Raw genomic sequence first — 16646 nt, 5'->3', positions numbered from 1 at the left:
CCAGGGCAACTAGTCGATGCCGTTGATCAGGGATACGCAAACTCCGCCACAAGCTCAATATTGGCAGCCCAAACAATACTTACTCATCAGTATTATGGCGCCTATGATTCTTTTTTTAGCCTTGGTATGTGCTACCGAGCTGACGGCACACCAGGAGCAACTGCATGAAGACACCTTGCGCCAGGAACATCTGGTAGATAAAGCCAATCAAGTACGCACCCTGCTCGAATACGAACTCAATTCAACATTGCATCTCGCCACCGCCTTAGTCTCTTACATTCAATCAAAGCATGGCATTTTGATTCCAGAAGAAATTGATCCCTGGTTAAGCAATTTGCAAGAACGTGCGCACTACATGCGCAACATTGGTATAGCCCCCGGCAACAAGATTACTTATGTCTACCCTTTAGCGGGCAACGAGGCGGCAATTGGATTGCACTACCCCGACAACAAAGAACAGTGGCCCGCCATTCAAAAAGTTATTTACAGCAAACGGCCGCTGCTCGCTGGACCTGTACATTTGCAGCAAGGTGGTTTGGGATTGATTTATCGCGTACCGGTTTTTCTAAACGATAATGAAGATTATTGGGGACTGGTAAGCACCGTTTTAAATTTTGATGAACTCTATAAAGTGCTGCATTCGCGTGCGCAATATCTGGGAATTAATATTGCAATTAAAGATGCAGATAACAATGGAAAAATTTTGTTTGGTGATAAAGATGTTATTGCCAACACTGAAACTAATTTAAATGTGCCGGGCCGCAACTGGCAAATGATTGCCAGCCAAATCGCTCCAGTCTCGCATTCTGTTTTGGGAACCATTCGTATTGCCGGCTGGTCGATTGCGTTGATTATTAGCCTGCTATTCAATTCGTTTTTACGTTCGCTCGCACAACAAAATAAAACATTGCATCAACTCAACGAAAGTAAATATCGTTTTTCACAAGCCTTCAACAGCGCGCCACAAGGCATAGCACTGATTAACCACATCGGTGTACTTATTGATTTTAATGACAGCCTTTGCTCTACCTTGGGTTACACGCGCGCAGAGCTGGAAGAACAAAATTTCTTTACCATTGCTGCGCCAAACCAACGCGAGCGATTAGGCAATATCATTGAAGGCATTTACCCAAAACCTGGAACTAACCATCAATACGAAAGTATGTTGCTTCATAAATCGGGGCAATCTATTAATGTCATCATCAGCCTTGCCCCCACGCATGCAACGATTTATGAAAGTGACTGGATAGTGCAAATTATTGATATCAGCCACCGCATTGCGTTCGAACATTTGCTGCAAGAAGAAGCCAGTTACAACCAAAGCATTTTAAATGCTGTTGTGGACGGCATCATGATTATTGATGTCAATGGCAATATTCGCTCCGCTAACCCGGCTACTGCTACGATTTTTGGTTATCCCCTGGATCAATTTCCCCATCAGCATGTCAATCAATTTATTAAGGATCCGGAAACTGGCAGCATCATGCGCCACATTAAATATCACACCGTAAAAATTGATTTGAATACCGAAATTAATCACGATGTTCTCGGCATCAAATCAAACGGCCAGCAATTTCCGTTGGAGCTGCAGCTAGCATGCATTCAGCGCAAAAACGAAAAATTATTCATTGCAGTAGTGCGCGACATTAGCGAACGCAAACGACTCGATCAAATGAAGCACGATTTTATTTCAAACATTAGCCACGAATTACGCACGCCGCTCACCTCTATATTAGGTTCGCTGCGCCTGATGCAAAGCGGAGCCTTGGGAACATTTAGCGAGCCGGTGGAAAAAATAATTCGCATTGCCGACCAAAATGGTCACAAGCTTGGCTTACTGATTGATGATTTACTCGATATGGACAAATTGCTTGCAGGAAAAATGCAATTTGATTTCAAAATTCAACCTATCTACCCATTGGTTGTGCAAGCGATTGAAAATATTGCTGCACTGGCGCAGCAACATGAAATCAGCATTGAACTCTTAAGCCAGGATGAAAAATTAATAGCCAATGTCGATAGCCTTAGGCTGCAACAAATACTGGCCAACTTATTGTCGAACGCTATAAAGTTTTCGCCCGCTCGTTCGCTGGTCAGTGTAAAAATTCACAATGCGAACCATAAGGTCCGTATCGAAGTCATAGACCAGGGAACTGGAATTCCACAAGAAGAACAAGGCCTTTTATTCCAAAAGTTTTATCAGGTAGATAGGTCCAATTCACGGCCCACCGGTGGCACAGGTTTGGGCTTGGCCTTATCAAAAGAGTTAGTGAGCTTAATGCGAGGTGATATTGGCGTCAGTTCCGAGTACGGCAAAGGCAGTTGTTTTTTTATTGAACTACCCTTAGTTGACCACCACAGAAGCTAGCTATGGAAATACCTACTTCAGAAAACGCAAACGCCCCCCAACTTCAGCATAGATCGCTGATCGAAGAACGTGTGCGCGCCCTCTATAACGGCATCCCCTTGTCGATAGGGGTGACTTTAATTCTGGATTTATTACTGACCCTTTCCCACTGGAACATCATCGGCCAAGGCGATTTAATTCTGTGGAATATTTTCATGATGTGCGCCATGGTCTTGCGTACGGTGAACTGGTTTTTTTGGCGCAACACCGAATCAAATTTTAGCCCGCGTTATTGGCTGACAACATTTCGTATCGGCGCCCTGCTCGGGGGCCTCATGTGGGGCAGCGCTTCCTACTTTATGTTTGCCAGCTTCAACACTACCTACCAAGCGCTGCTCGCGTTCACCCTTGCGGGTGTAGCCAGTGGTTCACTCACGACTCTTGCAATCGACAAACTATCAGCCGTTGGCTTTGTGACATTGGCGATAGTTCCACTCAGCCTTAGGCTGCATGCAGAACAAGGGCAAATCGCCGTATCCATGAGCATTATGGTGGCTTTGTTTATTGTGTTTGTACTTTCTGCTTCTGCGCGCGCGCGCCAACAACTGGAAAACAGTTTTGCCCAAAATGCGCGTCTGATTGAATGGGGCAATGATCGCTTGCAACAGCAACAAATGAGCAAAATTGTAAGCCAGACACAAACGCTTTTTATCGCCGCTAATGATGACAATAAAACCTTTGAACATTTGTTGGAAAATGTGGTGAAGCTGACGGGAAGCCAATTTGGTTTTATCGGCGAGGTCAAATACAGCGAAGAGCAAGATCCGTATTTAAATATGATCGCAATGACAAATATTGCCTGGGATAAAGCCAGCCGAGCCGCTTACAACAATTACAAAACTCAGGGTATGAAGTTCTCTAACCTCAATACATTATTTGGCGCGGCACTAACATCTGGCAAACCTATCATCAGCAACAATCCCGCTAGCGATATGCGCGCAGGTGGAACACCTAAGGGGCACCCACCGATTACTGCGTTTGTTGGCATACCCATTTTTAATAATGGACAGCAGGTCGCCATGCTGGGTTTGGCTAATAAAGAAACTGGCTATACCGAAGCACATATTGAAAATTTAAAACCCGTTACCAGTTTGATCTCGCAATTTATGATTGCTATAGCCCACCGGCGCCAACATGTTATTGATGAAGAAAATATCAAGCGTCAGGCAAAACATACTCAGGCGATTTTGGACGGCGCTTTCGACGGCATAATTACACTCAATGAAAGCGGAATCATTACCAGCTTTAATCACGCGGCTGAAGTCATATTTGGTTACCGTGCTAATCAAATTATTGGCAGCAGCTTACTCAAGCTGTTACCGAAATATGCGCGTAACCAGAACGAACAAAACCCCATCAAAAATATTAGCGAAATTCTGGATGTTGGCCAAGAGATGGTTGGCTTGCGCAAAAACGGAAAAGAATTTGAAATGGAATTGGCTTTGTCAGCGATTCAGGGCGAAGTTGATATTGCTTACGTTGGTGTGATTCGTGACATTAGCGACCGCAAGCATACCGACAAATTGAAAAACGAATTTATCGCCACGGTGAGCCATGAACTTCGCACACCGCTGACGTCTATTTCTGCATCGCTTGCCATTATCGAAAGTGGAAGCCTTGGCACATTGCCAGACAAAATTAGCAATCTAATCCAGATTGCAAAACAAAATAGTATCCGCCTGCAGAATCTTATTAATGATTTATTAGATATGGATAAATTGTTGTCCAACAAAATCGAATTTGATTACAAAAATTTTGATGCTGTAACGCTTGTCGAAAAAAGCATTGCTGCCAATCAATATATTGCCGACAAACATAATGTGCGATTTCAAATCAGTAGTGCAGAGGAAAAATGTCACATTTACGCAGATGAAGCGCGAACTCAACAAGTTCTGACCCATTTGCTGTCAAACGCAGCGAAATTTTCTCACCCACATTCCAACGTAGATCTGTCTATATCCAAAACTTCCAATCTCGTTAAGATTTTGGTGACTGATTACGGCACAGGTATAGCTCCGGAATTTAAGCCCAATATTTTTAGAAGCTTCACCCAAGCCGATAGTTCTAGTTCGCGACAAAAAGATGGTAGCGGCATTGGGTTAACCATCAGCAAAGAATTGATTGAAAAAATGGGCGGTAAAATTGGTTTTACCAGCAACCTTGGACAGGGCAGTTCATTTTATTTTGAATTGCCCATAGCGCATTAATCATTAGGCGACAGCAGATCACTATGACCGTAGAAAAAAGCAGTTTCGAGTTACACCTGGAAAAATTAAAAGGTGAATATAAGGCGCAACTCCCTGCCAAGCTGGAAGCTATTGCCAATGACTGGCAGGCACTATGTGGACAATGGCAGCCCGATACCATGGTGATATTACACAGGAATTTACACAGCTTGATTGGTACAAGTGGCACTTTTGGTTTTTCTGACGTCAGCAAAACTGCCAGAGTCCTGGAAGTTTTTTTAAAACCACTGCTTAACGAAAAAGACCCAACGTTTAAGCCTGACCTTAGTCTTATTCATTCTGTAAATTCCTCAATCAATGCTTTAAAAGCCCTCATTTCACCAGATATGAATCCGGGAAAAAGCAATAAAAATATTGTTCAACTGGATGAAACTGCGGCTGACTTTAGCGACCTGGACAAGCAGCTAACGCAAACAAAAAATTCGGGCTTGGTTGCGCAAGATATTTTAATTTACTATCTAGACAGCGAAACCACCGCCCCTGAGTTATTGCTACAAAACCTTTTAAGCTACGGCTTTAAGTCCAAGCACTTTCGCTCCATGGATAAATTGGTGGCTGCCGTTCAACATAAACAGCCCAGCTTAATTATTCTGGATCTAATGATTCCCAGCGGTAGTCTTGAAGACTTTTTCGACGCAGCGCGTACTTTCGTGGAGCGCGGCATTAAGGTATTTGTGTTTTCCGGAAAAGATGACTTCACCAGTCGCTTGCATTCTGTGCGCGCTGGCATTCATTCCTATGTTACAAAACCGGCAGATATTCCTTCGCTCGTGGGTATGATTCGCAATCACTTAAATTTAAATATCAACAAACCCACACACATACTGATTGTTGACGATCAAATTTCAATCGCCGAATTTTATGCCACCATTCTTGAACAAGCCGGCATGAAAGTTACTATAGAAACTAATCCTTACGGTGTTCTGCCAATATTGCAATCCAGCATGCCGGATCTACTTTTACTGGATTTGAATATGCCCGATGTTAACGGCGACGAACTGGCTGCTGTGGTGCGACAACAAGAACAATTCCAAACAATTCCTATTTTGTTTTTATCGGCGAATGCTCATCCCGACAAGAAAACAGATTTGTTGGAAATTGGTTCCGATGATTTGCTGTCTAAAGGTATGCCACCGGAAGAGTTGGTGCGTCATGTGCGCAGCCGTGTTGATCGCGCAAAAATATTAACCGCAATGATGTATCAAGACAGCCTCACCGGCCTACTCAACCATGCGCAAATTCAATTGGCAGCCGAGCGCGTGTTTATGCAATGCAAACGTAAAGACACTACGTTTACCATAGCTATGATTGATATTGATAAGTTTAAATCCGTCAACGATACCTATGGGCATTTAACCGGAGACCGTGTTATTAAAGCCCTTGCGCAATTATTACAGCAGCGCTTGCGCGTCACCGATTACATTGGTCGCTTTGGTGGCGAAGAATTTTTATTAATCATGCCTGATATGAATATTCACGATGCAGGCAATCTGATTAACAGCCTGCGCAAAGCATTTAGCTTGATTAATTTTAAAAGTGATAATCTGTCGTTTAATGTTAGCTTTAGTGCAGGCATCGCTGAAAACACAGGTATGAACGCCTTTATCGATCAAATTAAATTCGCGGATGAAGCACTTTATAGAGCAAAAGAACGAGGCCGAAATGTGGTGTGCGCCAGCATGACAGGAGATGCCACTTAAATTGATGCAAAATTAAATAATGCGTTCACATGACATGGATTCAATTATAAACGGTTGCCAGCTCCCATCATTTTTAGTTTGCCTAAAATTGCAGCGCCCATGTTTTCCAGTTCAACCACTTCATCCACACCGCCTATATTTACAGCCTCCTTAGGCATTCCATATACAACGCAACTCTGTTCATCCTGTGAAAAAGTGTAGCCGCCTTGATTGCGGATACTTAACATCCCCTTGGCACCATCCTTACCCATCCCTGTTAACAAAACACCTATTACATTTTTACCACCAGCACTAGCGACAGATTCCATCATGACGTCTACCGCAGGACGATGGCGGTGAACTAATTCTGACTCGGATAATTTAATCATGTAATCCGCACCAGAACGCACTACCAATAAATGAAAACCACCAGGCGCCAAATAAGCATGGCCCGGTAAAATTCGCTCTCCACCTTTAGCCTCAGTCACATGTAGGTTGCTTAATTTATTTAAGCGCTCCGCAAAGGTACGGGTAAACCCGGGCGGCATATGTTGTGTCATAACAATACCGGGAACATTGGCAGGCAATTGCAGCAACACATCTTTAATCGCTTCTGTGCCACCGGTAGAAGCCCCTATAGCAATTATTTTTTCTGTGCTGTGCAAACGCTCTTTAGGTATTTTTTCGCTTGGATTCACCGCTGCGCGCGTGGCAACATGTTTTCTTTGCTTTACTTTGACTTTGGCAGCGGCCGCCAATTTTTCTAAGATTAATTCGGCATACTCACGGAAGCCTTCAGTAATCCCCAATTTGGGTTTAGGAATAAAATCTACTGCACCCAATTCCATCGCATACAGAGTTGCGTCAGCGCCGGCTTCCGTAAGCGTAGATATCATCACAACCGGCGTGGGGCGCGCCACCATTAATTTTTCCAGGAAAGTAAGCCCATCCATACGCGGCATTTCAATATCAAGCGTAATTACATCGGGTGAAAATTCTTTAACCATATCGCGCGCTACATAAGCGTCCGGTGCCGCTCCCACCAAGCTAAATCCCGGTGCATTGCGAATAATTTCTGCTAGCAGGCTCCGAACCAATGCAGAGTCATCTACAACTAACACTTTAATCGTCAATTTGAATCACCATGCGCCATGCTTTGATTATTCAAAATAAATCCACCTCGCCACTTTTGGGTGTGTATTTAACACGCATACGGTATTCACTCTCGCGGTCCATAATCGTAGTGTTATGCACAGATTTCAGTTTTTTCACCATCACTTTTCCGGTATGGCTAAAGAAGTAGACCTTACGAGGGAATTGATCCAGCAAATCCTTTGCTACTACAGGAATAGATTCGTTATGCAAATAATCCAGCACAAACTCAGCGTTGCGTTGGCCAACATTATTGATGGTCATGCCCGGCAAAACATTCCCGCCACCAAATACTTTTGCTTCCAAGCGGTTTCTTTGTGCACCCAACTTCAACAAATGATTAATAAGAATCTCCATAGCGTAAACACCATAGCGTGCAGATTCGGTTAACAACCCCGTTTCCACACTGCCATCATTAGGCAACAAAAAATGATTCATGCCGCCACAATTATTTATTTTGTCGCGCAAGCAAACCGCCACACAAGAGCCCAATACCGTAACGATCAATTTGTCGCTTTTGGTTACGTAGTATTCGCCAGGTAAAATTTTTACCGCATCTTTTTCAAAGTGGCGATCGTAATAAGTCGTGGGAGCTAAGTGCTCATTATCATCAAATTTCATTTGCAGCATCCTTCCGCGTAACCAATGTATAGGTCGTCTTACCCACAAGCTTTACCAAATGCGCGGCCTGGGAAAAACTTTCCGAATGTCCGGCGATATACAAACCATCAGGTCGCATTAATTTTGTCATGCGTTCCAGGACACTTAGCTGTGTTGCTTTATCAAAATAAATCATGACATTGCGGCAAAAAATAATGTCGAAGGGTGGCTGAAGTGGCCACTGGGAATCCAGGAGATTAATTTTTTTAAAATCGATGAGGTTGCGTAATTCTTCCACAACTCGCGCTTTGCCAGAATTGCTGCCCTTACCACGCTGAAAAAATTGCTTTTTTTGCGTAAGACTCAAGGATTCAAGGCGAGCCAATGAATAAATACCAGCACTAGCTTCACGCAACACATTGCTATCAATATCTGACGCAATAATTTCGATTGGCGGCTCATAGGTTCCGTAAGCCTCAACCGCCGTCATAGCAATTGAATAAGGCTCTTCACCTGTACTGGATGCTGCGCACCAAATTCGCAATTTACGATTCTGGTTTTTAACCTTGTTGATGTGGTTAGCTAAAATATCGAAATGGTGCGGCTCACGAAAAAAGGCCGTGAGGTTTGTAGTTAAAGCATTAACAAATTCCTCATGTTCCTGTTCATTATCGTTCAGGTAATGTAAGTAGGCGCTAAAATTCGGCAATTTAAGCGCACGCACCCGGCGCGCCAAACGGCTGTAAACCAATTGCTTTTTGCTGTCAGACAGATTAATTCCAGCCTTGTGATAAATCACCTTACGGATTTTTTCAAAGTCCGCTTCGCTGTAACTAAATTCGTGCTCGTGACTCAAAAGCAAAACCTCGTCTAATTTACTCGTTGCACTTTAAAAGGATTCCCACTCATCATCTTGCGGCTTGGGTGGCGATAATTTCTTTGTAGCAGCGGGTTTAACAGCGGCTGGGGAGCCCAAACGTGCAGCAGGTGGCGAAGAGCGATGCGGAGGATTTGATGAAAGACGGAATTTGGCAACACTTCGTGTCAATTGATCTGCCTGGGATTGCAAACTTTCCGCCGCCGCCGCTGACTGCTCTACTAATGCGGCATTTTGCTGGGTCATTTCATCCATTTGCGATACGGCAGTTGAAACTTCTTCAATACCGGCAGATTGTTCTCCCGATGCGGCGGCAATCTCCGCCATTATGTCGTTAACGCGTTTTATTGAAGTGACAATTTCGCGCATGGTGTTGCCAGATTTACCGACAAGGGTATTACCATTTTCAATTTTTTTAACGGAATCTGAAATCAGGGCTTTAATATCTTTTGCTGCATTCGCCGAGCGCTGTGCAAGCGTACGCACTTCTGAGGCTACAACAGCAAAACCGCGGCCTTGATCACCTGCACGAGCCGCTTCCACAGCAGCATTCAGTGCAAGTATATTAGTTTGGAACGCAATGCCATCAATAACACCAATAATATCTGCAATTTTTTGCGACGATTCGTTAATGGAACTCATAGTCACCACAACCTGCTGGATCAACTCACCTCCGTCCACCGCCACATGAGAGGCCTGCTCCGCAAGTACATTAGCTTGTTTGGCGTTATCCGCGTTTAATCGAACGGTTGAGGTTAGCTCTTCCATGCTTGATGCAGTCTCTTCCAAATTTGCAGCCTGCTGTTCAGTGCGACTGGAAAGATCTGCATTACCTGAAGCAATTTCGGTAGAGGCAGTAAATATTGTTTCTGCAGCAGTGCGAATATCCGACATCATTTCACTCAGGCTTTCAGATGTCTGGTTGCAATAGTTTTTCAAATCGCCAAAGGTCCCGGAATAATCAGCCGTGATTTTTTCAGTCAAATCACCTTTGGCAATCGCACCTAATACACGATTAACTTCGCCCAGGCCGACCTCAGAAGTTTGCATTAACGAATTTAATCCCTCAGCCAAGCTAAGGAAGAAGCCGGTTTTCCCTTCAACTGGAATACGCGCTTTGAAGTTACCGGCCACCGCAGCTTGCACTACTTCACTCACTTCACTTTCAACAGCAACTTCCTGGGTGCGATCCAACCATTCAACAACCGATCCTAAACGCAAGCCATCTTTGGAAAAGATAGGGTTGGCGACCAAACGGAAATGACGCTTGCCAACAATAATATTTCCAACATATGTGCTTGATAGATTTTCAAGCAGCTTCATTTGATGAGCCGGGTTTTTATGAAAGATATCCATATTGCTGCCAATAATTTTATCTACCGCAAATTGTGGCAGCACTGAGCGAATGTCAGATTCGGCACCGCGCAACATTTTTTCCACCGATTTATTCATGTAGATAATTTTGCGTTCCGAATCAGCAATCATAACGTTAGTTGTCGTTGTTTCGAGCGCACCTAAAATACGGCTCATTTCATGTTCCGCCGCCACTTCTTTTGTGCGGTCTATCCATTCAACAACTGAGCCCAAACGCTCGCCTTGTTCGGAGAAAATAGGATTGGCGACTAAGCGGAAGCTGCGGCCTGCCACCACAATATTGCCTACATAAGTGGTACGCAAATTGGCCAACAGGTTATTTTGATGCGCCGGGTTACGGTGGAAAATATCCATGTTACTGCCCAGAATTTTATCTACCGAAAAATGCGGTAATGCTTTACGCAAATCCGCCTCGGCTTCACGCAACATAGCCGCAACAGATCGGTTCATATAAATAATATTGCGATCTGAATCAGCCATCATAATATTCGAGGAGGTCGCATTTAACGCCTCTTTAATACGAACATTCTCATTGGCAACGACCAAGCCAGCTTTAATTGAATCGATCATGCTGGACATAGCGCCTAGCACGCTGTTCTTATTGTTCACAGCAGGTATTTTGATTTCCGTATCACCACGTGCAACACGGCTGGCGATGTGTTGCAACTCGGTAGGGTCTGCACCCAATCCCGTTAAAATATTTTTTGAGAAATAAAATGAACAAGCCATAACGGCAGCAATGGAAAATATCGCCACTATGTAAAACCAGCGCTGATAGGTATTAACCATAGCTAATGCCAGCTTTTTTTCTTCGCTGGAAAAATTGTGGGATAAAACCACCAGCTCTTGAATAGTATCTTCATGCGCATTATATAAAGGGAGCAAACTTGCCAAAGCTTTATTGAGTTTTTGTACATCATTTTCTTGCGCAGCTGGAATCACAGATTCTCTTGCCACAGTGATAAAACGTTGGGCAGCCACATTAACTTTAGTGGCCATGTAATCTCTTAGCTCTTGCGGAATATCGTTACCCGACTGCCAGCGTTTGTATCGCTCATCAAATTGCGTCATCCGCTTTTTTGCTTCTGCGATAATTTCCGGGCGCGCATCAGGCGTTACCGACGCCAGTTCTTGCAAGCGCATCATAGCTTCAAGCATAAACATAGGCGGTGGCATTATATCGGCCGTTAGCTCATTAGTTTTGTCAATTTTATCGAGCAGCTCACTTCCCACGGTCGTGTTTTTTGCTAATAAGTGGCTGACAAACGCCAACATAAGAATGGCGATAATGGCAATGGATGCCATGATTGAAAGTTGTTTTTTTAGTGAAAGATTCATAGATAGACTTCCCTTTTTTCCGTCTCAGCTATAGCTACCGAGTTAACGATCACCCATCGCACGACTACTTGCGCAACATTATTTGCCACGTTCAAACTAACAACAGCAGCTTTTACTATTGTGGCACTTTATGAAAAGCTGCTTTCAACCTGAATCTTTGTACCACGTCCATACAGCCTAAAAAGATTCCCATTCATCGTCCTGCTGCTTGGGTGGCACTAATTTTTTAGCAGCCGGTTTTGGTTTAGCTAAAGTTTTTACCGCTTTTTCTGGACGCGTGGGTTTTGCCAAACGCGCAACCGGACCAGTATGTTTTTGCGCAGGCTCATAATTATCGACACGGAATTCTGCCACGCGTTGAGTTAATTGATTAGCTTGTGCTTGCAAGCTTTCCGCGGCAGCGGCGGCCTCTTCAACCAGGGCCGCATTTTGCTGCGTCATTTCATCCATTTGTGAAACGGCATTAGAAATTTCTTCAATACCGCTAGATTGCTCAGCAGAAGCAGCTGCAATTTCAGACATAATGTCATTCACACGCTTAATAGAGCTCACCACTTCCTTCATGGTCTCGCCGGATTTTCCGACTAGCGTGTTCCCACTTTCAATTTTTTTAACCGAATCCGAAATTAAACCCTTAATATCTTTCGCAGCATTGGCGGAGCGCTGCGCCAGAGTTCGCACTTCAGATGCGACCACAGCGAACCCACGCCCTTGATCACCGGCACGGGCTGCTTCCACAGCCGCATTCAATGCGAGAATGTTGGTTTGAAAAGCGATGCCGTCAATTACGCCAATAATGTCAGAAATTTTTTGCGATGATTCATTGATGGAGCTCATGGTGACAACAACTTGCTGAATCAACTCACCACCACCAACCGCAACAGTCGCTGCCTTTTCAGCTAATAAGTTGGCTTCTTTGGCATTGTCGGCATTTAATTTTACGGTAGAGGTTAATTCCTCCATACTCGACGCAGTTTCTTCAAGATTCGCAGCTTGCTGTTCTGTGCGCGCCGATAGATCGCTATTGCCGGTAGAGATTTCATTAGCGCCCGTTGATATTTCATCAGCCGCACTTTTAATTTCGCCGACGATGTCAGCCATATTGTCTATCAGCGAATTCACACCGCTACACAATATTTCAAGCTGATCGGTTTTACCTTCCAAAGGAATGCGCTGGGTAAGATCTCCATCAACCGCCGCTTTTACGACTTCGCGCACTTGCTCTACGGCAAGTTTCATTGCATTGGCATTGTTAACTTGCTCGGTAATATCTGTTGCGTATTTAACAACTTTAAATGGACGGTTGTTAGCATCCATAATCGGGTTGTAACTTGCTTGAATCCAAACTTCTTTTCCATTGCGGGCAATGCGTTTGTATTGACCGGAATCATATTCGCCGCGGCCCAGGCGCTCCCAAAATAATTTATATTCAGCGCTTTGCCTGTAGCTTGGCTCTACAAACATACCGTGATGCTTACCTTTGATATCCGCCAAGCTATAGCCGAGCACATTTAAAAAATTATCATTAGCGTGCAACACCGTACCATCAAGGGCAAACTCAATAACTGCTTGGGATTTTCCTATTGCCGCTAACTGACCGGAATAGTCTGCGTTTTTGGTTTTTTCCTCAGTGATATCGGTAGCATACTTAACAACCTTAAAGGGTTTGTTATCGGCGTTCATGATGGCGTTGTAGCTAGCTTGAATCCACACTTCACGACCACCTTTGGCGATGCGTTTGTATTGGCCTGCATCATATTCGCCACGCCCCAATTTTTCCCAAAAGAGCCGATACTCTGCACTGTGTTGAAAGGCAGGCTCGACAAACATGCTGTGATGTTTTCCGCGCACCTCTTCCAAGGTATAACCCAACACTTTTAGAAAGTTATCGTTCGCGTTTAAAATAATTCCATCGAGACTAAACTCGATAACCGCTTGCGATTTCCCAATCGCCAGCAACTGCCCCGAATAATCTGCGGCGCGTGTAGTAGCCTCAGTAATATCAGTCGCATACTTTACTACCTTAAAGGGACGGCCATTGTTATCCAGAATTGGGTTGTAACTCGCCTGAATCCAGATTTCCTTGCCATCTTTGGTTATACGCTTGTACTGCCCGGCATCAAATTCGCCACGCCCTAAACGGCCCCAAAAATTTTTATATTCAAGGCTTTGGCGATACGCGGGGTCAACAAACATGCTGTGATGTTTGCCACGTATTTCATCAAGCCGGTAACCCAATACGCTTAGGAAATTTTCGTTGGCGTCAAGGATAATGCCATCCAAACTGAATTCGATAACCGCCTGCGATTTACCGATTGCTGCAACTTGCCCGCGCAAATTGGCAAGCTCATCGAGATCAATACTGGTGGTATTTTTTTTAGCTGAACCGCCAAACATTTGCTGAATAACATTCATCTTCAATTTCCTCGATCTACAATTACTGCAGAAAATTTAATTCGGTTAACTAGATAGCAGAGTTTTTAAGCCACATCGTTTTCGTGTGAGCTAAACAAACCCATCTCTTCACTGGAAATTAATTCGTTAATATCGACCAGTATTATCATTTGTTCATTAATTGTTGCGAGCCCGAGCAAATAGCGGCTGTCAAATGCCACACCAAAATCCGGCGGTGGCCGCAACTGATCTTTATTTAGACTTACTACATCTGATACGCCATCTACAACTATGCCGACAATTCGATTGTGTATGTGCAACACAATCACAATCGTGAATTCGTCATATGTAGCTTGGCCGACATTAAATTTGATGCGTAGATCAACGATGGGGACAATATCACCACGCAGATTGATAACACCTTTTATAAAAGGCGGAGCGTTAGCGATTTTAGTAACGGATTCATAACCGCGAATTTCCTTTACGGTCAAAATATCCAGGGCATAATTTTCTTCACCTAAAGTGAAGGTGAGAAATTCCTGATCCTTCTGCAAGCTCATAGCCTGTGATCCTGTTGTCTCTGTCATGGTACTAGCCTCTGGTACTAAGTTTTGCTCTTAACTCGCTTGTTGCAACGAATTGGGCGCGGCGCTAACTGCCAGTGATTCCACATCTAATATCAAAGCCACACTGCCGTCGCCCATAATGGTTGCGCCAGCGACACCCTGCACACGTTTGTAGTGTTGTTCCAAACTCTTGATCACCACCTGTTGCTGCCCAACCAAACCATCCACAAATAATGCAAAACGATGTTTATTCGCCTCTATCAATACTGCTATACCTTGATGGGGCTCAGTAAATTGCGGCTCTAATTGCATAGCTTTGTAGAGAGGTAAAATTGGCCAATATTGATCCCGTACTAATAAAAGCTGATCGTCGCCCACCAATGTTTTGATATCTTTTTTGAGGGGCTGCATGGATTCAACAATATTCACAAGCGGAATGATAAAAGTTTGGTTGCCTACAGATACACACATGCCATCTACAATTGCGAGTGTCAGTGGCAAACGAATGGTAAAAGTCGCACCCAAACCTTCTTGCGACTCTATATCGATACGGCCACCTAGAGATTGCACGTTGCGTTTAACGACATCCAAGCCAACACCACGACCAGACACATCGGTAATTTGCGCAGCTGTTGAAAAACCGGGTGCAAAAATGAGTTGCCACACTTCTGAATCGCTTGGGCTATCGCCAATGGGGATATTTTTTTCGCGCGCTTTTGCAAGAATTTTTTCCCGGTTCAAACCGCCACCGTCGTCGCTAATACTGATGACAATACTGCCACCCTGCTGAGCCGCTTTTAAAATAACTTTACCGGTGGGATTTTTATTGCGGTCTGCACGCAATTCATTGGATTCAATACCGTGGTCTATAGAGTTGCGCACCAAATGCGTTAAGGGATCTACCAGCTTTTCTGTTAAACCTTTATCCAATTCGGTATCGCCGCCTTCAATAATCAGATCTATGGATTTACCTAATTTTGTCGATAAATCACGGACCACACGCGGAAAACGATTAAATACAAACGAAACCGGTAGCATGCGAATAGACATGACAGCTTCCTGAATTTCACGCGTGTTGCGTTCCAGTTCAGCGGCCACGCTTTGAAATTTTTCTCCCAAAGCGCCATCAATACTTTTTCCGATGAGATTAAGCATGGATTGGGTAATGACAATTTCACCAACCAGATTAATTAATTGATCGACTTTAGTGACATCTACCCGGATAGAACTATTTTCGCTTGCAGTTCCATCTGTAGTTTTTGTTTTGGTAACAGGCGCACTGGCAACTTCTTTTAATAAGGCTTCTTTTTCAGAAATAGTTGCAGAAGTATTTTCTGTAATGGATTCAGAAGCAGGCGCAAGCGCTTGATTGCTGATTTCACCTGTTGAATTTTTTTGTTCTGATGGATTTTGTTTGGCGGGAGCTTTTTTTGTTTTCCTGGATGGTTTTGAAACCGGCACTATTTCTTCATCAAAAAAACCATAGGCGTCTTCTTGTGATGGCAATAACGGATCGCCAAAAAAGCCAAAGCCATCTTCAACATCTATTTCAGGCTCAACAAAAAGACCAAAGCCTTCAATTTCTGGTTCAACTTCTTTTGGTTGGGTGACAGACTCTAAACGCTCACAAATTTTGTTGGCACTGAGCCAATCAATGTCGTTGCCAGATTTGTAACTATCGAGAATACCCTTTAACACATCCACCGAGCTTAAAAATAAATCTACCATGGACGGATTAATTGCCAACTTACCCTGGCGAACTTTATCAAGCAGGCTTTCCATAATGTGTGTAACAGAACCCAAGGCATCAAACCCAAAAATACCGCTGCCGCCTTTAATGGAATGTGCTGCGCGAAAAATACTGTTGAGTTCTTCTGCATCGGGATCTTCCGTATTCAAATCCAGTAGCAGGTGCTCCATTTCATCAAGATGCTCTTGGCTCTCATCAAAAAAAACGGAGTGAAATTGTTTCATGTCGATCGACATAATTAACGTTCCATTGCATTCCCAGTT

At 43.9% G+C, this 16646-nt stretch carries 10 protein-coding genes; 3 read left to right on the top strand and 7 right to left on the bottom strand.

Annotated features, from left to right (window positions below; all coding sequences use genetic code 11):
- Nucleotides 1-16 precede the first annotated feature (16 nt).
- Genes IE104_RS01770 through IE104_RS01760 form a run of 3 tightly spaced genes read left to right on the top strand, consistent with a single transcriptional unit; the run spans nucleotide 17 to nucleotide 6353 of the window.
- Complete coding sequence (locus tag IE104_RS01770; protein WP_189415500.1) at nucleotides 17-2368, top strand: PAS domain S-box protein; 2352 nt, start codon at nucleotides 17-19, stop codon at nucleotides 2366-2368.
- Nucleotides 2369-2370: 2 nt separating this feature from the next.
- Nucleotides 2371-4614, top strand: coding sequence for an ATP-binding protein (locus tag IE104_RS01765; protein ID WP_189415498.1), 2244 nt, complete (start codon nucleotides 2371-2373; stop codon nucleotides 4612-4614).
- Nucleotides 4615-4637: 23 nt separating this feature from the next.
- Complete coding sequence (locus IE104_RS01760; protein WP_189415496.1) at nucleotides 4638-6353, top strand: diguanylate cyclase; 1716 nt, start codon at nucleotides 4638-4640, stop codon at nucleotides 6351-6353.
- A gap of 44 nt (nucleotides 6354-6397) precedes the next feature.
- On the opposite strand, the gene IE104_RS01755 is transcribed toward IE104_RS01760, so the two are convergent.
- From IE104_RS01755 to IE104_RS01725, 7 genes are all read right to left on the bottom strand, one after another.
- Nucleotides 6398-7465 carry a protein-glutamate methylesterase/protein-glutamine glutaminase gene (locus IE104_RS01755; RefSeq protein WP_189415494.1) on the bottom strand — a complete coding sequence of 356 codons (1068 nt, stop codon included), beginning with the start codon at nucleotides 7463-7465 and terminating at the stop codon, nucleotides 6398-6400.
- A 31-nt stretch (nucleotides 7466-7496) separates the two neighbouring features.
- Nucleotides 7497-8105 (bottom strand): chemoreceptor glutamine deamidase CheD, encoded by a 609-nt coding sequence (gene cheD, locus IE104_RS01750; RefSeq protein WP_189415492.1) that lies wholly within the window; start codon nucleotides 8103-8105, stop codon nucleotides 7497-7499.
- Entirely contained in the window at nucleotides 8095-8940 is an 846-nt protein-coding gene (locus IE104_RS01745) for a CheR family methyltransferase (RefSeq protein ID WP_229837568.1), read from the bottom strand. The genes cheD and IE104_RS01745 overlap by 11 nt, the downstream gene beginning before the upstream one ends.
- 33 nt (nucleotides 8941-8973) lie before the next feature.
- On the bottom strand, nucleotides 8974-11673 hold the full coding sequence (locus tag IE104_RS19130; protein WP_308429255.1) for a methyl-accepting chemotaxis protein: 2700 nt from the start codon (nucleotides 11671-11673) through the stop codon (nucleotides 8974-8976).
- 177 nt (nucleotides 11674-11850) lie between these two features.
- The gene (locus IE104_RS19125; protein ID WP_308429254.1) at nucleotides 11851-14088 is read right to left on the bottom strand and encodes a methyl-accepting chemotaxis protein; all 2238 of its coding nucleotides are present in this window, start codon (nucleotides 14086-14088) and stop codon (nucleotides 11851-11853) included.
- Nucleotides 14089-14153: 65 nt separating this feature from the next.
- Complete coding sequence (locus IE104_RS01730; RefSeq protein ID WP_189415487.1) at nucleotides 14154-14654, bottom strand: chemotaxis protein CheW; 501 nt, start codon at nucleotides 14652-14654, stop codon at nucleotides 14154-14156.
- A 30-nt stretch (nucleotides 14655-14684) separates the two neighbouring features.
- Nucleotides 14685-16619, bottom strand: a complete 1935-nt coding sequence (locus IE104_RS01725) for a chemotaxis protein CheA (protein WP_189415485.1) — start codon at nucleotides 16617-16619, stop codon at nucleotides 14685-14687.
- Nucleotides 16620-16646: the final 27 nt, after the last annotated feature.

The sequence above is a fragment of the Cellvibrio zantedeschiae genome (genome assembly GCF_014652535.1).
Classification (GTDB): Bacteria; Pseudomonadota; Gammaproteobacteria; order Pseudomonadales; family Cellvibrionaceae; genus Cellvibrio; species Cellvibrio zantedeschiae.
Note: the sequence above shows the minus strand (reverse complement) of the source record. Positions and strands in the feature narration are given on the sequence as shown.